The organism is Photobacterium swingsii (genome assembly GCF_024346715.1).
Lineage (GTDB): Bacteria > Pseudomonadota > Gammaproteobacteria > Enterobacterales > Vibrionaceae > Photobacterium > Photobacterium swingsii.
This window is the reverse complement of record NZ_AP024853.1, coordinates 1,230,844-1,250,910: the sequence shown is the minus strand read 5'-3', so window position 1 is coordinate 1,250,910 and position 20,067 is coordinate 1,230,844. Positions and strand designations below refer to the sequence as shown.

Sequence of the window (20,067 nt, the reverse complement as noted above, 5' to 3'; positions counted from 1 at the left end):
GCCGCCCCCTAGAACAAGAGTCAGCTAGACGTTGTTCAACGTTTTCATTCTGACTTGTATTCTCTCACTGGCTGTAGACATACTGGCACACTGACAGTGCACTGGTATCCTGTTGGGGTTAGTTCACCTGTTTCTCTATTCCTGCGAAAGCTCACGATATTGTCTGAATGTTGGTTCGCAACAAGTAACCACAGCCCATCGCAAGACAGGGTGAAGTCCCTCGGGAAAGCCCCTCCACTATCATATTCAGCTATCTTAATCGGTTCTATGGCTGAAACGTCGAACAAACAGATCTTATTCTGGGCGCGGCAAGAGACATATAAGAACCTGTCATCATCGCTTAGTTGAATTGCTGATGCCGCTTCTTCACTTTTAACATTTTTCAGCAAGTCACATTGGTGAACGATATGCCATTTATTCTGCTCTTTTAAAAGCGTGATGACAGTTTCGGATAGTTCGCATACCAGATAAGCCAGCGTTTCACTTTTATTGAAAACGAGGTGCCGAGGTCCTGAGCCAGCTGGCATGGGGATCGTTTGTGTCAGTGTGAATTTATGCCCTGGCGCATTAACACGGTAGTCATAGATATGGATCTGATCTGCTCCAAGATCAACGACGGCCAGTTGGTTCGAGTGAGCGAAAAAGCAGACTTGATGCGCGTGCGGTGATCGTTGGCGATCTGGGTTAGTACCCCTCCCAGCAATGTATAGCTCAGACAGAGCGCGTTGCGGCTGACCTTTTTCATCCAGCAGAAAAAGACTGGTGTTTCCCGAGCCATAATTGGCAACGGCAAGGTAAGGGGGCTTGATAGCCAAATGACAGGGGGAATCCCCAGCGATTGCTAACTGACGACTGCTCAATGGAGAGGTAAATTGCACCAGAGCGCCTTCATCACGGGATACTTCACTGACACTATAAAGCCCCACCTGAGTCACTGTGAGATAGGAAGGGTTACGTAAAGCCGTAACATCCTCTAAGCGGGTTAATTCGCCAGAATCAGGGTTTAGCGTAATGCGCGCGATCCCAGTACTTGTGCTGGGTGAGTCGGTGTAGGTACCAACGTAATAATGCAAACAATGAGAGGTCATAATAGCCTTAGTCAAGAAAAGTCTGTTATTACCATGCCGTTTGTGACTGAAGGGGACAATCTTTACTGGGCCTGAAGTGGCTAAAGTGTGAACTCGTTTCCGCACCACAACGGCATTTTAGGTGGAATTTTAGGCAAAAAAAAGCCTGTCATAAGGAGTGACAGGCTGGGAAATAAAGTAAGTAAATACTTAAGGAACAACATACTTGGTTAAAGCTTGACCAGAAGTATATCGGTGTTCAAAAAACGCACAAGGATCAAATTTGTAAAACTTGTATACGTGAATGTTAAAAGACTTTGGTGTTAAAAACTTAGCTTTAGAATTAATTTTATATTGAGTGGGTTAAAAGATAGCGTGTTGGCCTCACTGCCTTATTTCACCTATGCTGTAGTGAAGGTTCTTATACTTCACCTTGAATTTAAGACGCGGTATTAAGGGTTAAAAAATGACTTTATCTGCTGAAGGATTGAAGATTTACGATGAGTTGATGCTTTTTCACCTTTCTTTGTTTTTCCAGCGTAAAAAGCCGCTAAAAATTCACTGCGCAGTGCGTGTTCTGGCTGGGCAAGGCTAATTGTCAGTAGCGAGGCGATATGCTCGGCGTGTTCGTTGGCGTAACTAAAATCAATGCCGCAGTAACCCTGTACGAGCAGCCATAAGCGCGTTTCTAGCGCGAGTCTGTGGCTATCTGTTGCGACAAACCGGTTTTGTTGATTACCTATTGTATCGCTAAATACTTGGTGCATGCTCTCGATGGCAGACTGTTTATTTTGGTAGTTTGCAGTGGTTTCTTGTTGTACTTTTGTCATTAAGCCTAGCAATAAATCAATGGGATCTTTATCGGCTTTTTGTTGGCAAACACTGTCGTAGAATCGAGCGTGATCCTTAATAAATGCGGCTAACTCTTTTTGTTCAAGGTGACTTAACGCCAGCTGATCGAGACCTATGGTTGTGAAGGTTTGGTGTAATGCAGTGGCCGTCATAGTGTGCTCTGTGTTATCGGTAATGAAATTGTATTATACGCATTATCTGATTTTGGTGCTTCAGAGTTACTGTGTTGCTGAAAGTGAATGAGCCACTTGATGGCGGTGACGATATTGACAACTATCACAACAACTTAGCTGTTTATTCTGTCTTTTGAGTAATAACTCCAATCTTCATCAATTTGCTGCTACATTTTAGGTAAACCCGATCTGAATTGGTATAAATGTTCAGGTGATGGCTATAACACGTCGATCGAAAGGAAATACGAATGACAACATTTTATGACTTATCTGCCCAAAACATCCGTGGTGAAAACATTGCGATGGCCGATTTTGCAGGGAAGGTGGTATTGGTTGTTAATACCGCAAGTGAGTGTGGCTTCACACCACAATACCAAGGTTTACAAGATCTTTACGCTAAATATCATGATGAAGGGTTAGTGATCCTTGGTTTTCCGTGTAATCAATTTGGTGGGCAAGAGCCTGGTGAGAATGACACGATAGAACAGGCTTGCCAGATCAATTATGGCGTTGAATTTCCAATGTTCGCGAAGGTGGATGTGAACGGTGCGAATAGCCATGAAGTCTTTCAATACTTAACTAAAGCGTTGCCAGGAACATTTGGGCGTAAAGTGAAGTGGAACTTTACTAAATTCCTAATTGGTCGTGATGGGAAGCCTTTAAAGCGCTTTGCGCCGACCAAAAGGCCTGAATCAATGGACGCTGATATAGCGCGCGTACTAGCGAAATAACGCACTGTGTTGCTCTAGTAACGTCAGCTGAAAGCCAGCAAGCTGTTTTAGGATGCGCTTGCGGCTGTGCTTGTGTTGTTGCTCTGTTATTTCAATCAGGGCTGAAATTGCTCGGTAGCGGTGGCTACTGGGCTTTTTATTCGCTCGATAAGTGAGTAAAAACTGATGTTGTACCGAGGCATCATTGAAATCACCGAGCGTGGTTTGTAGGCTTTTCAGTAAGACGAGTTGCTCTTTCAGCATCCCCTTTTTCATTAAGGGGGTAAAGTATTCAAGGTTATACCGTAATCGCTTACAAGCAATACGTAGCCGATGGATCTGGCTGTCATCACTATTCTTGCTTTTCGCATCGGTACGAGTATGAACACTGATAATTAAATTGGTATGTTGTTTTACCGCCTGTGTGGCTTGGTCGATGACTTTTTGCGCGGCAGCTTGGCACAGGTGTTTTTCTGCACTCTCTGCTTTCTCTTTTTGCCGCTCCCAATCTTGGCTAAGTATGTCTTCTAAATGCAAACTCTGTTGCTTATAGTCATCACTTTTTAGCCTGCGTTTAACCACTTTAAAACTGTTTTTACGGGCATCTTGTAGATCATCAAAAAAACGAGCAAGTCCTTGGTGGTGAATGTGTTCTAGGCAATCAAAGTAGTCGTCCATTTTTAACAGATAAACATCGAGATCCCTCAGTTGATTAGTTGTGATCATCATCGTCTTGATCTGTGCTGTGATGGCAGAATAGATCTTATTGCTATACAGATACTTGAGTTGCTTCATCAGACTTCGAATTCGCCGCAATGAGACGCGATATTGGTGTAAAAACTCCAGATTGTCGTCTCGAATGATACCTACCTCATGTTGGCGAGCATACTGAAATTCGTCTAAAAGGTAGCGCTGGAATAAAGGTAGCAGCGGCAAGTCTGGCTGGAGTTTGATTGTTAGTGATTGACGCTTTGGCAGCTTTAAGGTGTCTCGCGTTGTCACATTCATCGTTTGCTCCTGCATTATGCTAACTACTTCAACACTGGCTCAATATGGAGCCGACAAGCATGCCAAATATAAATTTAGCGTGTCTACGCGTGTTTTGTGGATTTCTTGGTTGGCAACTTGTGTTTACGTCTGGTGTTTACAAATAAGAAGCGGGGTTTTCACCGTAAACTTCTCATCTTTTTATAACAACTGCTAACTCTATTAATAAGGTTTTTTCGCCAAAATAGGGTTAATGATGGAAATGGAACATGGCAATCCACTGGGAACCGATGGGTTTGAATTTGTGGAATATACAGCGCCAACGCCTGAAGGGATCACACAGCTAAAGCAGCTTTTTGGGTTAATGGGTTTTGCTGAGATAGCCCAGCACAAACACAAAGATGTGTGGTTATACCGTCAAGGTGATATTAATTTTATTATCAATGGTGAACCGTCATCGCAAGCTGCTGGTTTTGCCGGAGTGCACGGGGCGAGTGTGAATGCGATGGCCTTTCGTGTTCATGATTCAGCCAAAGCGCTGGCGTATGCAGTTGGAAAAGGGGCGACGGCGTGTGCGGCTCAGGCTGGGCCTATGGAACTGAATATTCCAGCAATATACGGCATTGGCGAGTCTTTGATATACCTTGTTGACCGCTACGGTGAGCAAGATATTTACGGGATAGATTTCGACTTTTACCCAGACTATGTTACCCGTTTGGCACATGCTAACGCTGGCCTGGAAGTGATCGATCACCTAACCCACAATGTGAAGCAAGGTAATATGAATCTGTGGGCGAGTTTCTACGAAAAAATTGCTAACTTTCGTGAAATTCGTCACTTTGACATTAAAGGGCAGTTGACCGGGTTAGTGTCGCGCGCGATGACAGCACCGTGCGGTAAAATTCGCATTCCAATCAATGAATCGAGTGATGATAAATCACAGATAGCAGAATATTTAGAGCAATATAATGGCGAAGGTATCCAACATATTGCGCTGAGCACACCTGATATTTACGCCACGGTTGCCCAGTTAAAAGCAGGGGGATTGGCCTTTATGCAAACGCCAGAAACCTATTACGAAGGCATTAATGCGCGGGTGAGTGGGCATGAAGAAGATATCGCGAAATTGCAGTCGTTGAATATCCTCATTGATGGGGACGAAACGGGGATTTTATTGCAAATTTTCACCGATACCGTTATTGGTCCTGTTTTCTTTGAGATTATTCAACGAAAAGGCAATGAAGGTTTTGGTGAAGGTAATTTCCAAGCACTGTTTGAATCAATAGAGCTGGATCAAATTCGCCGAGGCGTACTGAGTAAGTCTTAGTACTGTGCGTTTGTCGCAAATGGCAATGCGATAACATCTGTTTTACGGCGATAAAACGGTGTTATCGATGGCTAGCGTTAGAGCAGATTTTCAATGGGAAGCATGCCAGAGAACCAAGCTCCCATGCGTAGCATTAAGCTGGCATCTGGCTCGCTGGTGTAGCGTTTTTGGTTATGATCATCGAACCAAACGATGTTGCCATCTTCATCGAGAGCCAGCCGGTATGTGTTTTTCTTTAACGCATTACCTAGCCTTTGATAAATCCTTTCTGCAAACAAAGGTGAATGAACGACGACACCCATTTCAGTATTGTATTGCGCTGAGCGCGGATCGAAATTGAACGATCCGACAAACAGTTGTTCACGATCTAATATGTAGGTTTTGGCATGTAAGCTAGTGCGTGAGCTACCAATCCAAGAATGTTGCTGTGTGATATGTGGGTCGACCTGCGTTTCATAAATGCGTACACCACTTTCGAGCAGCATCTGACGACGCTTTGCATACCAACCATGAACGGCAAATACATCATTAGAGGCCAAAGAATTAGTAATAATCGTAATTTGTTTACCTTCACGTGAAGCCTTTGCCAGTGCGAGAGCCCCAGCTTTAGTTGGTACAAAGTAAGGTGAAATCAGCAGTAACTCTTGCTTGGTATGATCGAGCAGTGCTGAAATTTGGTGGAGTAAGGGATTTTCTTGGCTCGGAGTTGATAGCTTAGACGGTAAATCGTAATACAGTTCTGCATCGCCCCAGTAGAAGGGGATTTTCTTGGTTTTTAGCTTCTCGATAATAGGTAAGCGAGCAAGGGTATAGAAATACTCTGAGGTGGCAATGTCTTGGTACTGCTCATTATACCATTGCGCAAGTTCAAGATGCGGGATCTTGCTACCTTGACCTTGTAGGTGTTCAATCGGGATTGCAGCATTACTGTTCCAATACACATCAAACTGTGTGGCAATAGGGGCGATAATATCACCGACCATCAATAAGTCGAAATCACCAAACTCGACGGAGCTGTCAGCAGAAAAGTATTCGTCGCCAATATTACGTCCTCCTGCAATCGAGAATGTACCGTCAACAGTGAGTGATTTATTGTGCATACGGCGGTTGAGTCGATCAAAGTCGCTGACTAGGCCGATAGCACGTGCTTTACGCTGTTCAAAAGGGTTAAAGAGCCTGACTTCAATATTGGGGTGTGCCGCAATATTGGCCATGTCTTCATCGTTACGGCTTTGCATATCATCCAAGAGTAGCCGAACACGTACACCTCGCTCTGCGGCCTGATAAAGATACATCGAGATAACGGTACTGGTGAGATCATCTCGGAAAATATAGTACTGGACATCAATAGAGTGCTCGGCGCTTTGAATGATCGCTAAGCGCGCAATAAAGGCATCTTTGCCATCTGCTAAGGGATAAAACCCAGTTTGATTTGGGTGAGCGCTAAGCTCAGGGGCTATGTAGCGTGCGAGCTTAGTCTTCGGGTGCGCTGCAATGGCGTAGCTGGCTGTTTTAGGTTCGGAAAATGCTGTCTGCGCGCACCCAGATAAAAGGAGTAATCCACAAAATAAGAGAAACTGAGCAAGGTATTGTCGAGGTAATGAAGCGTGCATTCATTGTGCTAATTGAGGGGCAATAGTGCAAAGTGTAGCACTTATAGAATTGATAATATAAACATGAATTCGTTAGTTAGTACGCCAATAAAGTTAATAATCACTCAGATGGATATTAAACATAAATACCAAGCTAAAAACACTTAACGTCAATGAATGTTTTATAACAAAGGACGAGCAGGCTTCACTCTTAATTGTTTCTTTTGGCGGCTTAAAAGTTCATGTTCAATTTGGCCTATTCGGTCATGAAAGGCTTTGCTCGCTTGCGAATATTGAAGATGATGTTCTTGCTCTGACAGACTTTCTTTCTCTAGCTTTAATTTAGCTTGTTGGGCGCGCCACCAAATTTCAGCTTTTCTTTTAGCATCGCGTAATTGGGAGTTGGTGAGTGTGTTGATTGAAATAGTCAATGTTGTGCCTTAGTCAGTATTATTGGTTTGATATTCTATCATTTAGTTTTATTTCTACATAAATTGAATAGTATGAGAGAAAAAAAGCCTGCTATATAGCAGGCTTAGTGAAGTCAAGGGAGTGGTTAGCTTTCTTGTAAACCATGCCATTGATAGTGGTTATTCGGTTTTTTGCTGACGATACCTTCTTCCATAAATTGTTTGAAAATATCATCCACTTCTTCACTGCTCATTTTCAAAAAGCGAGTAATTGCACGCTTGGTGCAGTTAACCTTATTTTCGTTGAGTGCGTTGAATACTTGCTCGTAAGGTGTAAGCGGCTCAGCAGCTACTTCTGGTTCACTATTGCCTGATGCACTGACTGTTGATGCTTTGTCCGCAGTGTCGCTACGCATGTCTGTTAGAAGCTCTGGTTGCTTGTGGGGCTCGTTATCAAAGGCATCGATAGTGATAGGGTTCATGCGACGGAACTGATGACGGAAGCGTTGTTCTTCCCCAATTAAACCGACAAAAAAGGCGGCAAAGAAATCGAGCAGTACAGAAAGAAAAACAACTAAACCAAGCTGAGCGGTTTGGGTCTGAACATTGAGTGATTTTGCTAAACTATCAATTAAGCCCAATACTGAACCTTGGCTCACCACTGGAAGACTGTCGCGTTGCATCGCGAGTTCTTGTTGCTGGTGGCGCAATTTATCATTTTCTTTCTGAATGCGTGTTACGCCTGTCGCGATACGCTCCATTTGGATGTACTTCTCTGCTGCAACATTATTAAGAGCGATTTGCTGTTCAATCGCGTCAATCTGCATGTTGAAGGCGGTCACTTTACTTTGTTGTACATTAACATGGCTCTGTGCTTGATTCGTCGCACTGTTGATACCACCAATAGAGCCGCCAATCGAGATAGCGGCTAACACAGTGTAAAAGGCGAAAGCGGAGAATGCTCCTGTGTAATTGCGGCGGGAGCGACGCTCGCCAAACTCATACCATGCAAAGAACTTACCCAGTTCGAAGATAACCGCTAAGCCACCAAACAGGAATTGCATCAATGGGTCTTCATCTATCGACAAGAATAGTAATAGCGAAAAAATAATAGACGCTAAAATTGAAGCGCTGGTAAAGCTATACACCGTCCACATTGCGAACGGACCTTTTGGGTACCTTACTGGTAGTGTGTCATTGTAAATCATAGTTATCGTATCTATAGCGTAGGTCGTTAAACCTGTACGACGGAGAGCCCATCGCACTCAAATTTGAAGGTGCGAAAGGATACCTTAAAAAGCAGCGCTATCCCTTATAAATCAGCCCTTACGGCCTTTTTCAGCCGTAAATTCACACACGGCTTTCATAACTGTTTAAATCTTAAACGATGACTTTATGTAGCAAGGTTATTTTGTGCTAGTGGGTGTGAGTAACCAAAATGGCGACGTGAGGCAAAAAGGGTTATTAGGCAAAGGTGAGTGCACACTTTTCTGCATCAAAAATGTATTTAAAGAATCGCAGCGATACACTGCTTGATTGACAAGGTATCCATGGATTATATGAATGTGACGAGTTCTATCAAGCGCTATCAACGAGTGATTGCTGAGATTGAAAACCAAATTTCGCAGCGTATTTGGTTGCCTGGCGAACGTATTCCCTCTATTCGTGCTATGAGCAAACAGCACGGCGTCAGCCCTATGACGGTGATCCGAGCGTATGAACAGCTTGAAGCGGATGGATTGATCCATGCTAAGCCCAAATCCGGGTACTTTGTTGCAGCTCACTTAAATCAAATAACGGTTAACCAGCCTGATAAACCGCAAATTGAAAACCGATCGATTGCGATTAACGCGCATGTGTTTGATGTATTAAGTGCATGTAAAAAGCCGAATGTGATCCCATTTGGATCGGCCTTTCCTGATCCCGAACTTTTACCGATTAATGCCTTAGGGCGTGCGATGGGGCAGGTGATGAAAACCATGTCGCCGCAAATGATGCTGACGGAATTACCTCCGGGCAATATGGCACTGCGCCGTGCTATTGCGAAGCGTTATTTACGAGATGGTATTGATGTTGCTGTCGATGACATTGTTATTACATCGGGCGCGATGGAATCGCTTGGATTGAGTTTAATGGCGGTTACCCAGCCTGGTGATACTGTGGCGATTGAGTCGCCTGCTTTTTATGGGGCCTTACAAACGATTGAACGCTTAAAGTTAAAAGCCATTGAAATACCCACCCACCCGAATGATGGTATCGATGTAACTCAGCTGAAATTAGCCATCGAAAACCATGATGTCAAAGCATGCTGGGTGATGAGCGCATTTCAAAATCCGCTGGGGGCGAGTATGCCTGATGAGAACAAGCACAGCCTGATAGCCTTGCTGAATCACCATCAAATCCCCTTGATCGAAGATGATGTGTACGGTGAGCTGTATTTTTCAGACAAGAAGCCTAAACCAATTAAAGCATTTGATCATCAGGGGCGGGTATTACATTGCAGCTCGTTCTCTAAAAGTTTAGCGATGGGCTTTAGAGTGGGTTGGGTTGTTGCTGGGCAATATGCGCAGCAAGTGGAACGATTACAATTAATGTCGACATTGTCTGCGGCTATTCCGAATCAACTGGCGATTGCTCATTACTTACAGCACGGTAATTATGATGCTCACTTGCGACGATTACGTGCTGAATTAGAAAAACGTATGGCATCAACACTTAGTGCTATTCAGTCTTACCTGCCACCTGATACAAGGGTATCAAAACCGTCTGGTGGTTATTTCCTATGGCTCGAACTGCCAAAAACGTTAAATAGCGCTCAGCTACTACCCATACTATTGGATCAGCATGATATTAGTATTGCGCCAGGAACCTTGTTTGCCAGTGATGATCGTTTTAAGCATTGTATTCGGCTAAATTGTGCTTATGAATGGACTCAAACCGCTGAACAAGCAATCAAAACCATGGCGCAAGTGATCAAAGACAATCGTTAGGGTGAATGCTGTACACGAGTGCGTGATGAATCAACCTTACTGAGAAGAGTCTATATTGTTTTTGGTTTCGAGTTTTATGGTGTATTTAACAGCCGCAACAGCAATAACAAAGAGGATGAATGGAATGGCTGCGGCTATGTATTCACTCCACATTAAATAAGCGAAGCTCTTCGCGAGAATCACATGGCCAGCAATGAGCAAAAAAGCACAAACAACTGCTACGACAATAAGTTTAACCTCAGTATTCAATGAACCTTCTTCCCTTTTCATCTTCGTCGTTCTCCCATGCAAAATGTCTCACCAGTAGAGCATTTATTTCGCGTGTGGGAGTAGTACAGACGATGAGAAAACAGCCTGTAACAGTTAGCGTTTTATTGCCGGAGAGGGGCAATAAGTCGAGGTGAACTATACCGATAACTGATATGTAAATACCCAAAAGGAATGCTATTAAATTATTGATTTAAAATGATTAAATATTGGTCTGTTGATGTGTGCAATTTTGTTATTACTCCTTTTGGGATGTAATATTCGTCCAGTTTATGGGTATATGCTCAGTTATTCACACATAGAGAACACATATAATAATGAATCACAAAAAAATAGCGCCATGGTTGGTCAGCGTTCTGGTTGGTTTAAACGTTGCGGGATGTAACAGTGATAGTGAGGACGTCGCGCCTAAAAAGGAAGCTCAAACGGTTGTAAAAGCACAATTTGCAGCGACTTATTTACAAACGATCCAGCCACCTGAGTTCAGTGGTTACTCCCTTCAACATGATTATTCTAAATCCACCGTCAAGGCAGTGTCTAAAGCTGCACAAGATATTTCTTATAAAGGTACATTGCGAATCACCAATCGCGCTACCCCTTCAGAGCATACAGACTATGACTGGCCTGTCACGCAGCGCGCTGATGGAAGTGTTGAATCACACCGTGTCTTGTCTTTAAAGCCGGGTACTTACGACTTTTTACTTATCGTTGAAGACAGTAAAGGTCATCAATATTTAGCTGAGTCCCTTGGCCAAGAAATTGTTGATAATACGCAGCCTGAACTGGAGTTTGTGCTAAAGCCAAACCTTGGTGAAACCATTACTGATCTTGATTTTGTCGCTTACGTTACTAACTTGAAGTTCTCATTTACCGCCGAAGAATTAGCGGCGTTAGTTGAGCCTCAGTTTGGCTTGAAAATTAACGATGAGAAAGAGCGTATCTTCAACATCAACAAAGAAACAGGTTTGTCAGAAATTGTTCTGAACGTTCAGCCGGGCGAATACACCATGGATCTGAAGCTGTATGACGGTGATCTGATGGTTGGCAAGAACGAGAATGAAACCAAGCTCAATATCGTTGAAGGCTCAGATGCCAAGATGGACGTGATCCCGCTACAAGCTGATGTCACGGTGAAACTGGATGAGCTAAAAGATCTGGGTGAGTTTACTTTCAATGTGCCACCAGAGATTGTTGCTGAGGTTGGTGATGAAAGCAAAGTTTCACTGATTGTTCGCCTTTCATCTAACAGTACTGATGCGCTAATTCATGAAAAAGTGCTTACTGTTGTGAGTGATAGCAAAGGTGGCTTTGTTGCGAGTGATATTTTTGAAACTCAAGGTGAAAGTGCAGTAACTGTAAGCTTGGCATTTCACCATATTGATGAAGCCGCGGATGGGTATCAAAAAGCACCTTATGCTCAGTGTTTAACTGCGATCAATATCGACCTTAACCAAGGCTCGGGTTGTAAATTAAGCTTAAAGCGCGAAGGTATCATTACAGGCCACATCAAAGGCACGGTGCACTTTAATATTATCGATCAACAGCAACAAGCGGCCAGTGGTGCCAAGGTTTATCTGAACGATGAATTAGTTGGCATTACAGGTAAAGAGCTAAGCGCTGGTTCATTAAAGCTAAACTTGATTGCTGGCGACTACATGGTGAAAGCTTCTCAAGGTACCATGATTGCGAAAGAGACTATTGAAGTAAAACCACTCGATGTCCTGAACAAAGCTTTGTATTTGAAACGAAACCCAGACTTAGGTACGGGTAATTTCGTTGAGCAGAGCCAGATTTATGACTCAAGTTATGTCGCTCCAAATTCGATTAGCAGTGGTGATATTAATGGTGATGGTTTAGTTGATTTAGTGATGGGGGGATATCGAGGCTATCAGGTAGAAATCGCTCAACCTGACGGCAGCTATAAGTCGGTAAAGAAAGAAATTCTACCTGCAACTTATCGACAAGTCGCAGTAGGTGATGTGAATGGTGACGGTGATCTGGATTTCATTCTTAGCGCTGATCAAGGTGGAACGATTGATTATTATCAAAATGATGGCTTGGGGAATTTCACTAAATACAGTGAAGTGATGGCGCAAAGCGATGATTACTCCATTAGAACGATAAAATTAGCAGATATCGACAATGATGGTGATTTAGATATTGTTGCCATGGTTTCAGGGAATAAAAATGTTAGTGGCGACCAAACTCGAATATTTGTCAATCAAGGTGGCGGCCGGTTTGTGGATTCAGGCCAGCGCCTAGCTACGAAAACAAACCGACCTACGATTGCACTTGCCGTTGGTGACATGAATGGTGATAAGAGCATTGATATAGTAGTGGGTGAATCGGGCACTGGGAGTAAAGGATTAATTTACCTAAACAATGGTAAAGGTATGTTTGAGCGTTCGACAGTTATCTGGGACGATAACAATGAGTCTTCAACTTCCGTCGTATTAGCGGATGTAGATGATAACGGTAAGCTGGATGTATTTGTAACAGATGAAGATAACCGAAATCGTTTATACCTCAATGAAGGCGATGCTACGTTTAGTCAGTCTAGTTCAAGCTTCGGTATTAAAGGTCAACGCGCTGTTTTTTCCGATATTAATACGAATGGTAAGCCAGATATATTAATACTCGATGCTAATAGCTTAGTTACCGCCTATTTAAATAATGGTAATGGTACTTATGCTTTATCACACACAGTGGTTGGTGCTTCTGATTTCGGAACAACGGATGACTTTCATAGTACTGACCTTGATAAAGATGGTGATCAAGATTTAGTGGTCTTGGGCTATAAAAGTGAAACATCAAAACCTGTCTATGGGCGTATTTACCACAACACCCCACATTAATCGAGTGTAGATACGCGTTATAAACAAGTGAGCGGCAGTTATTCTGCCGCTTTTTTGTCTCTGCTCATTCAATAAGCTAGCGTGTGACGGCTATCAATAATTCTAATTTTGCCATTCACTTTTGTTGTAAAAATGTTAATCCACTTCTAGTGTTAAGACTCTATTCAAACAAGTGTTTAGATCTATAGCTTTATTGAGGAGCAAAACATGGAAGCGATGCTAAAGGGTTACCCTGTTATCACTGAAATCCCCGTTGCATGGGGTGAGATGGATGCACTTAATCATGTGAATAATGTGGTTTATTTCCGCTATTTTGAAACTGCCCGCATTGATTACTTTTTACAGCTCTCATTAATGGATGACCTGCAAAAGACAGGGATCGGCCCTGTACTGAAAGAAACACAGTGTAGCTATAAAATTCCTGTGACCTTCCCTGATACTTTATATATAGGATCCAAAATTCGTGAAATGGGAGACGATCGTTTTACGATGGAGTACAGCGTATATAGTAAGAAGCTAGGGAAGATCACGACAACAGGCAGTGCAGAAGTGGTGATGTTTAACTTTAAAACCAATAAGAAAGCCACGATCTCTGCTGAAATACGTACGCGAATCGAAGAAATTCAAGCGGAAACTGATGCAATGCCAGTATAGAAAGGCTGGTATAGCACTTTTTTATGATTTTTTGCTGAATTTATGCTCATTTAAAGCGTCTGGGGGTTTACAGCTTGCTCATGCATCGCTAATATACGCCGCAATTACGGAGAGATGGCTGAGTGGTTGAAAGCACCGGTCTTGAAAACCGGCATACGTTTGTAGCGTATCTAGGGTTCAAATCCCTATCTCTCCGCCACATTTTAAAACCCGCCTTGAGGCGGGTTTTTTCGTATGTAGCACGTGTTTATGGGCTGAGTGAATGACTTGGCTGATGAAGACGGTTAACTAGGCGTCCTGATAGCGTAGATGCATAAATTTAGGGGCGAGGAAGCGTGAGTATTACTCAGACAGTGCTATATTTTAGCAAGCTATACTCACCCCTTTATTACAGCATGTTGTCAGGTTATTTTAGGTGAGCGAGTAAATTGATGCTGATGTGAACAAAACAATCAATACTATATGCAGCGATTCCTGTAATTGACGCTATAGCTATGTTTCGTTTATTACAATAAGTGTTATACTCCCCATCCTTGAATAGTGACAGTAATTGTTTATAGAGAAAAACAATGACAGATTTATCTAAATACAGAAACATTGGTATTTTCGCGCACGTTGATGCGGGTAAAACTACTACTACTGAGCGTATCCTTAAGCTTACCGGTGAAATCCACAAAATCGGTGACACACACGATGGCTCAACAACTACTGACTTCATGGAACAGGAAGCTGAGCGCGGTATTACTATCCAGTCTGCAGCAGTAAGCTGTTTCTGGAATGGTCACCGCCTAAACGTTATCGATACTCCAGGACACGTTGACTTCACAGTTGAAGTTTACCGTTCACTTAAAGTACTTGATGGCGGTGTTGGTGTATTCTGTGGTTCTGGTGGTGTTGAACCTCAGTCAGAAACTAACTGGCGTTACGCGAACGAATCAGAAGTTGCTCGTCTGATCTTCGTAAACAAACTAGACCGTATGGGTGCTGACTTCTTTAACGTTGTTGACCAAGTTAAGAGCGTTCTAGGTGCAACTCCTCTTGTTATGACTCTACCAATCGGTCGTGAAGATGACTTCGTTGGTGTTGTAGACGTTCTAAGCCGTAAAGCATACGTTTGGGATGACACAGGTCTTCCTGAAAACTACGAAATCCAAGAAATCCCTGCGGATATGGTTGATGACGTAGAAGCTTACCGTGAAGAAATGATCGAATCTGCTGTTGAGCAAGACGACGATCTAATGGAAGCTTACATGGAAGGTGAAGAGCCTTCTATCGAACAAATCAAGGCTTGTATCCGTAAAGGTACACGTAACCTAGCGTTCTTCCCAACGTACTGTGGTTCTGCGTACAAAAACAAAGGTATGCAACTTATCCTTGATGCTGTTGTAGATTACCTACCTGCTCCAACTGAAGTTGACCCACAACCTCTTACTGATAAAGAGACTGGCGAACCAACTGGTGAAGTAGCGACAGTATCTGCTGATGAGCCACTACGTGCTCTAGCGTTCAAAATCATGGACGACCGTTTCGGCGCCCTAACATTCATCCGTATCTACTCTGGCCGCATGAAGAAGGGTGACACTATCCTTAACGCAGCTACGGGTAAAACAGAGCGTATCGGCCGTATGGTTGAGATGCAAGCTGATGACCGTAACGAGCTAACTGAAGCTCAAGCTGGTGACATCATCGCTGTTGTTGGTATGAAGAACGTTCAAACTGGTCACACTCTATGTGATGTTAAGCACGAGTGTACGCTTGAGCCTATGATCTTCCCAGTTCCAGTAATCTCAATTGCTGTTACGCCTAAAGATAAAGGCGGTTCTGAGAAAATGGGTATCGCGATCGGTAAAATGGTTGCAGAAGATCCATCTTTCCAAGTTGAAACTGACGAAGAAACTGGCGAAACCATCCTTAAAGGTATGGGTGAGCTTCACCTAGATATCAAAGTAGATATCCTTAAGCGTACTTACGGCGTAGACCTAATCGTTGGTCAACCACAAGTTGCTTACCGTGAAACTATCACTCAACCTGTTGAAGATAGCTACACGCACAAGAAACAGTCTGGTGGTTCTGGTCAATTCGGTAAGATCGATTACCGTATCAAGCCTGGCGAAGTTGGTTCTGGCTTCAAGTTCAGCTCTGTTGTTGTTGGTGGTAACGTACCTAAAGAATTCTGGCCTGCAATCGAAAAAGGTTTTGCTGGCATGATGGATACTGGTGTACTAGCTGGCTTCCCAGTTCTTGACGTTGAAGTTGAACTATTCGACGGTGGTTTCCACGCAGTCGATTCATCTGCAGTAGCTTTCGAAATCGCAGCGAAAGGCGCATTCCGCCAATCTATGCCTAAAGCTGGCGCTCAACTTCTAGAGCCAATCATGCACGTTGACGTGTTCACTCCAGAAGATCACGTTGGTGATGTTATCGGTGACCTTAACCGTCGTCGTGGTATGATCAAAGACCAAATGGCTGGTGCAACTGGCGTACGTATTAAAGCGGACGTTCCACTATCAGAAATGTTTGGTTACATCGGTTCTCTACGTACAATGACATCTGGTCGTGGTCAGTTCTCTATGGAGTTCGCACACTACGCACCATGTCCTGCTAACGTAGCAGAAGCGGTAATCGCTGAAGTTAAAGAACGCGAAGCAGCTGCTAAGAAATAATTTAGCACCTTTCGTTAATTAACTTTATAACCCCGATAGTGAAAGCTGTCGGGGTTATTTTTTATCTGTACCTCAAGAAATGACACCCCCTCCGCAAGAGCAAAGGGATGTATTCAGCGATGAAAACCTAAAGTGGCTTACAATCTCATAGATGTTCGTAATATTGCGGTTAATGTCTGCGCTAGCTCTCTATTACCTTGACAGCGAGATCGAATCAAACTTGAGGCAGTGGCTTTGATCGTTTTGCCGTGTATCTCTTCTATACTTAGCAATAAAAGAGAGAGGAGTTGGGAATGTTTGTTGCCGTTGAGCATGAGATTTTAGACCCTGAGCTTTTTCAAAAAAAGGCGGGAGAGAAGCTGCGCAACCCTCCTTCAGGCATGCATGTGATGACTGCAATGTTTGATCGCCATGAAGCGGTCTGTCAGTGTATTTGGCAGGCGGAGTCATTAGATATTGTCTTAGATTTTATAGATAGCGAGTTTTCTGAGTGTGCCGTTAATCGTTATTTTGAAGTTGATCCTGACATTGCCATTGGTTAAGGCTATAAAGTCGTATTACTAACGCGGCTGAGAGATAGGCTGTATTTTTGATACAAAAACGCCCCGCAAAATAGAGTAAATTGCGAGGCGTTGTTTTATATGGCTATTGCCATTTAGGGGAGTAAAGGCGTTTAATTACCAGCAATACTCAAACGTGCAAAACGGATTTTAGGCGCGAAGAAATCACGTTCGTAATCGTTTTGCAGTGTACTACCCACCGCATCGATCTCTTTCAACATTTGGTAGAAATTACCTGCTACCGTAATTCCTCTGACGGGTTGGATTCGTTGTCCATCACGGCATAGGAAACCACTCGCACCAAATGAGAAATCACCACTGACTGCGTCAGCGCCTGAATGCACCCCTTGCAGTTCAACAAGTTCTAAGTATTCACCTGCCGAGACTTCAGCATCCGAGCTTGTACCTGTCGCGATAACGGTATGGCGACTAGAAACACCAAGGCCACCTTTGGCAGAGCGCGAACCATTGGCGGTATTTTCAATGCCAAAGTAGCTTGCCGTGTGGCTATTGTGTAATAGACTTTGCAGCTGACCTTCACCAATCAGAATTGTATCTTTGGTTGCGAAGCCTTCACTGTCAAAGGCTTTAATCGCCGAACCACCCTCAACCAGCGCAATATCTGACACCGTTAGCAGGGAGCTAGCAACCTGAGTGTTCAGCGCTTCTCGCCATGGGTTAATGCCTTTCATTGCCGCTTGACCCGATAGACACATGCCAAAGGCGCCAAACAAGCTGCTTAAACAACTTAGCTCAAACATGACACTGTAGTTGTTGGTAGCGATAGGCTTACCTTCTAACAAGGCAAAGGCTGTCTCATAGCCATGATCAATACAGTATTGTGGGTTGAGTTGATCAAAACGGCGACCTGAAGACATGCCACCGTGCATGGCTTGTAGGCCATCTTTTTCAATCAGGCTATAGGCGTAGCAATAGGTTGAGCGCTCTTGGTGTTGACACAAGCTGCCTTGGGTATTGGCCAAAATGATCTGGCTGTCTGATTCGCCAAAGCCATTGTACGGTGCGCTTTTAGCGTGAGGCTTAGCGACGACACCACTTTCAAGCGCCAATGCTAGGGCGATTTTCTCATCAGTGGTTGTATCATCTTGCTGATAAATTTCTGCGACATCAGTGGTTAATTGGCTACCGACACAACTTATGGTTTGGTGCTCATCAGCTTGAGTGAATTTAGCATTGGTGAGCGCTTGCGCTACCATGGCATCTAAACTTGCAGGTTCAAGTGACTCTGAATAGCTGGTTGCAACATGGGAATCTTTAACTACCCGAACACCAATCACTTGGCTTGAGGTGACTTTGTATTCGTCTAGCTCGCCCGCGTTAGCCTTGAGTGAGAAGTTATTGCTACGGTTAGCAATAACATCGGCTTGAGCGCCAGCGGCTTGAACCCGCTCTAGTACGTGCTCGATGGCGTGTTGTAGTGCGTTTGAATCAGCCATTAGTTACCCCCTCCAACCAGAATGTTATCCACTTTTAGTGCTGCTTGTCCGACAGTGGTTGGTACTGAACCACTGACTGAGCCACACATACCTGCAGCGAGAGCGAAGTCTTGGCCTATCATGCTAATTTCTTGCAGCACTTTAGGACCTGTACTGATCAAGGTTGCTGTTTTCAACGGTTTCGTGATTTTGCCGTTTTCAATCAGGTAGGCTTCTTGTACTGCGAAGTTGAACTCACCAGTTCCCGGCTGTACTGAGCCGCCTCCCATCTTCTGCGCATAAATCCCATGTTCAACACTCGATACCATGTCATCCAGACTGCTATCGCCCGCCTCGATGAAGGTATTACGCATACGTGAAGTTGGGGCATATTTATAAGACTCGCGGCGACCTGAACCTGTTGGCGCATACCCCGTTTTTAATGAGCCCATGTGATCGACCATAAAGCTGGTGAGCTTACCGTCTTTAATCAGTTGAGTGCGTTGGGTTTCCATACCTTCATCATCGATGTTAATGGAACCCCATTCGTTGCTCATGGTGCCATCATCAACGGCGTTAACCACAGGGTTAGCAATCATTTCGCCCATCTTATCGTGGAAGACAGAGGCCTTTTTGGCAACAGAGGTGGTTTCAAGTAAGTGGCCGCAGGCTTCGTGGAAGATAACACCGCCAAAGCCGTTCCCTATGATCACTGGCATTTCGCCTGATGGACAAGGATCTGCATACAGCTTAACCATGGCTTGTTTCGCGACATCTTGACCAAGCTGCTCGGCGTTGAGTGTATCTAAGAACTCCCAACCCGTTAGTGCGCCCGGTGCTTCAAAACCTGTAGATTGCTCTTGACCGTTCTGGGCAATTGCGGTTGCTGCTACGCGAGAGTAGTGACGTGTATCGCCAATGTGTAGGCCTTTAGAGTTAAAAATCTCAATTTGTTGTTCGCGTTGTAAAATGCGGCCAATAAATTGTGAAATCTTGTCATCTTCGTGGCGAGCGGCATGATCCACCTGACGCAGAAAGGCAATTTTGCCTTCAAGGTTGGCATCTTGTGCCAGTGGATGTTGGCAGTGATGTTGGCTCGTGTAGCGGTTTAGATTCAGTGAGCCAGCTTGGGCAATTTGCTCGCGTTTATCCTTGGCGGCAAGCAGCCCTGTGACGCGCTTAAGCTCATCCTCTTCGGTACTGTTGGTGTAGCCATAAAGCACTTTGTGGCCAAAGAACAGGCGAATACCGATACCAAAATCGATACCTGAGTTAATTTTATCTACGTTACCGGAAATGAGTTCAACAGAGCTGGATTGATGGTGTTCAACAAACAATTCTGCGAAGTCTGCGCCAAGAAACAGCGCGTGATCAATCACCGCTTTGGCGATAGCAGGGTTTAGCATAGGTGCTCCTTGCTGTAATAAATGCGATTGTACTCCCTTGCGAAGCTACTTTGGCTTCGTGGCATAGGGAATGAGCTTCTCGCACGCGCTTATCTTCACGTGTAAAAAAGAAGCTCTT

The 20,067-nt window shown here is 44.0% G+C and carries 16 protein-coding genes and 1 tRNA gene; 8 read left to right on the top strand and 9 right to left on the bottom strand.

Annotated elements, in window-relative coordinates:
• Positions 1-44: 44 nt before the first annotated feature.
• Both OCU77_RS22810 and OCU77_RS22805 read right to left on the bottom strand, forming a co-directional pair.
• Positions 45-1,091 (bottom strand): lactonase family protein, encoded by a 1,047-nt coding sequence (locus OCU77_RS22810; RefSeq protein ID WP_107302616.1) that lies wholly within the window; start codon positions 1,089-1,091, stop codon positions 45-47.
• Positions 1,092-1,519: 428 nt separating this feature from the next.
• Entirely contained in the window at positions 1,520-2,071 is a 552-nt protein-coding gene (locus tag OCU77_RS22805) for a hypothetical protein (RefSeq protein WP_048897386.1), read from the bottom strand.
• A gap of 269 nt (positions 2,072-2,340) precedes the next feature.
• Here OCU77_RS22805 and OCU77_RS22800 point away from each other — a divergent pair, with 269 nt between their 5' ends.
• Positions 2,341-2,823, top strand: coding sequence for a glutathione peroxidase (locus tag OCU77_RS22800; RefSeq protein ID WP_107302556.1), 483 nt, complete (start codon positions 2,341-2,343; stop codon positions 2,821-2,823).
• On the opposite strand, the gene OCU77_RS22795 is transcribed toward OCU77_RS22800, so the two are convergent.
• Positions 2,812-3,810 (bottom strand): CHAD domain-containing protein, encoded by a 999-nt coding sequence (locus OCU77_RS22795; RefSeq protein ID WP_048897387.1) that lies wholly within the window; start codon positions 3,808-3,810, stop codon positions 2,812-2,814. The two genes, OCU77_RS22800 and OCU77_RS22795, sit on opposite strands and share 12 nt — an antisense overlap.
• A gap of 235 nt (positions 3,811-4,045) precedes the next feature.
• Between OCU77_RS22795 and hppD the strand changes: the two genes are divergently transcribed.
• Positions 4,046-5,116: a 4-hydroxyphenylpyruvate dioxygenase gene (gene hppD / locus OCU77_RS22790; protein ID WP_048897388.1), complete on the top strand. Its 1,071-nt coding sequence runs from the start codon at positions 4,046-4,048 to the stop codon at positions 5,114-5,116.
• 77 nt (positions 5,117-5,193) lie between these two features.
• On the opposite strand, the gene OCU77_RS22785 is transcribed toward hppD, so the two are convergent.
• The 3 genes from OCU77_RS22785 to OCU77_RS22775 form a co-directional block, all read right to left on the bottom strand.
• On the bottom strand, positions 5,194-6,729 hold the full coding sequence (locus OCU77_RS22785) for a phospholipase D family protein (protein ID WP_107302557.1): 1,536 nt from the start codon (positions 6,727-6,729) through the stop codon (positions 5,194-5,196).
• 161 nt (positions 6,730-6,890) lie between these two features.
• Positions 6,891-7,139: a hypothetical protein gene (locus tag OCU77_RS22780; RefSeq protein WP_048897389.1), complete on the bottom strand. Its 249-nt coding sequence runs from the start codon at positions 7,137-7,139 to the stop codon at positions 6,891-6,893.
• Between the two features lie 125 nt (positions 7,140-7,264).
• Positions 7,265-8,275, bottom strand: coding sequence for a Preprotein translocase subunit SecY (locus OCU77_RS22775; RefSeq protein ID WP_204375134.1), 1,011 nt, complete (start codon positions 8,273-8,275; stop codon positions 7,265-7,267).
• A gap of 420 nt (positions 8,276-8,695) precedes the next feature.
• Between OCU77_RS22775 and OCU77_RS22770 the strand changes: the two genes are divergently transcribed.
• Positions 8,696-10,108, top strand: a complete 1,413-nt coding sequence (locus OCU77_RS22770; protein WP_211320079.1) for an aminotransferase-like domain-containing protein — start codon at positions 8,696-8,698, stop codon at positions 10,106-10,108.
• A 36-nt stretch (positions 10,109-10,144) separates the two neighbouring features.
• On the opposite strand, the gene OCU77_RS22765 is transcribed toward OCU77_RS22770, so the two are convergent.
• The gene (locus tag OCU77_RS22765) at positions 10,145-10,378 is read right to left on the bottom strand and encodes a hypothetical protein (protein ID WP_048897391.1); all 234 of its coding nucleotides are present in this window, start codon (positions 10,376-10,378) and stop codon (positions 10,145-10,147) included.
• A 314-nt stretch (positions 10,379-10,692) separates the two neighbouring features.
• Here OCU77_RS22765 and OCU77_RS22760 point away from each other — a divergent pair, with 314 nt between their 5' ends.
• The 5 genes from OCU77_RS22760 to OCU77_RS22740 all read left to right on the top strand — a co-directional run bounded on the left by OCU77_RS22760 (position 10,693) and on the right by OCU77_RS22740 (position 17,089).
• Entirely contained in the window at positions 10,693-13,230 is a 2,538-nt protein-coding gene (locus OCU77_RS22760) for an FG-GAP repeat domain-containing protein (RefSeq protein ID WP_107302558.1), read from the top strand.
• Between the two features lie 207 nt (positions 13,231-13,437).
• On the top strand, positions 13,438-13,884 hold the full coding sequence (locus OCU77_RS22755; protein ID WP_048897394.1) for an acyl-CoA thioesterase: 447 nt from the start codon (positions 13,438-13,440) through the stop codon (positions 13,882-13,884).
• Positions 13,885-13,992: 108 nt separating this feature from the next.
• Positions 13,993-14,083 (top strand) — tRNA-Ser (locus OCU77_RS22750).
• Between the two features lie 370 nt (positions 14,084-14,453).
• Entirely contained in the window at positions 14,454-16,547 is a 2,094-nt protein-coding gene (gene fusA, locus OCU77_RS22745; RefSeq protein WP_048897395.1) for an elongation factor G, read from the top strand.
• 293 nt (positions 16,548-16,840) lie between these two features.
• Positions 16,841-17,089, top strand: coding sequence for a hypothetical protein (locus OCU77_RS22740; RefSeq protein WP_048897396.1), 249 nt, complete (start codon positions 16,841-16,843; stop codon positions 17,087-17,089).
• A gap of 131 nt (positions 17,090-17,220) precedes the next feature.
• Here OCU77_RS22740 and OCU77_RS22735 read toward each other — a convergent pair whose 3' ends face one another.
• Both OCU77_RS22735 and OCU77_RS22730 read right to left on the bottom strand, forming a co-directional pair.
• Entirely contained in the window at positions 17,221-18,564 is a 1,344-nt protein-coding gene (locus OCU77_RS22735) for a TldD/PmbA family protein (RefSeq protein WP_048897397.1), read from the bottom strand.
• Positions 18,564-19,949 carry a TldD/PmbA family protein gene (locus OCU77_RS22730; protein ID WP_107302559.1) on the bottom strand — a complete coding sequence of 462 codons (1,386 nt, stop codon included), beginning with the start codon at positions 19,947-19,949 and terminating at the stop codon, positions 18,564-18,566. Before OCU77_RS22730 ends, OCU77_RS22735 begins: the two co-directional genes overlap by 1 nt.
• Between the last annotated feature and the right edge of the window lie 118 nt (positions 19,950-20,067).

What these genes read in the sequence shown, in the direction of transcription:
- OCU77_RS22805 (WP_048897386.1), bottom strand. Translation starts at nt 2,071, where the DNA reads ATGACGGCCACTGCATTACACCAAACCTTCACAACCATAGGTCTCGAT.
- OCU77_RS22800 (WP_107302556.1), top strand. Translation starts at nt 2,341, where the DNA reads ATGACAACATTTTATGACTTATCTGCCCAAAACATCCGTGGTGAAAAC.
- OCU77_RS22795 (WP_048897387.1), bottom strand. Translation starts at nt 3,810, where the DNA reads ATGAATGTGACAACGCGAGACACCTTAAAGCTGCCAAAGCGTCAATCA.
- hppD (WP_048897388.1), top strand. Translation starts at nt 4,046, where the DNA reads ATGGAAATGGAACATGGCAATCCACTGGGAACCGATGGGTTTGAATTT.
- OCU77_RS22785 (WP_107302557.1), bottom strand. Translation starts at nt 6,729, where the DNA reads ATGCACGCTTCATTACCTCGACAATACCTTGCTCAGTTTCTCTTATTT.
- OCU77_RS22775 (WP_204375134.1), bottom strand. Translation starts at nt 8,275, where the DNA reads ATGTGGACGGTGTATAGCTTTACCAGCGCTTCAATTTTAGCGTCTATT.
- OCU77_RS22765 (WP_048897391.1), bottom strand. Translation starts at nt 10,378, where the DNA reads ATGAAAAGGGAAGAAGGTTCATTGAATACTGAGGTTAAACTTATTGTC.
- OCU77_RS22760 (WP_107302558.1), top strand. Translation starts at nt 10,693, where the DNA reads ATGAATCACAAAAAAATAGCGCCATGGTTGGTCAGCGTTCTGGTTGGT.
- OCU77_RS22755 (WP_048897394.1), top strand. Translation starts at nt 13,438, where the DNA reads ATGGAAGCGATGCTAAAGGGTTACCCTGTTATCACTGAAATCCCCGTT.
- fusA (WP_048897395.1), top strand. Translation starts at nt 14,454, where the DNA reads ATGACAGATTTATCTAAATACAGAAACATTGGTATTTTCGCGCACGTT.
- OCU77_RS22740 (WP_048897396.1), top strand. Translation starts at nt 16,841, where the DNA reads ATGTTTGTTGCCGTTGAGCATGAGATTTTAGACCCTGAGCTTTTTCAA.
- OCU77_RS22735 (WP_048897397.1), bottom strand. Translation starts at nt 18,564, where the DNA reads ATGGCTGATTCAAACGCACTACAACACGCCATCGAGCACGTACTAGAG.
- OCU77_RS22730 (WP_107302559.1), bottom strand. Translation starts at nt 19,949, where the DNA reads ATGCTAAACCCTGCTATCGCCAAAGCGGTGATTGATCACGCGCTGTTT.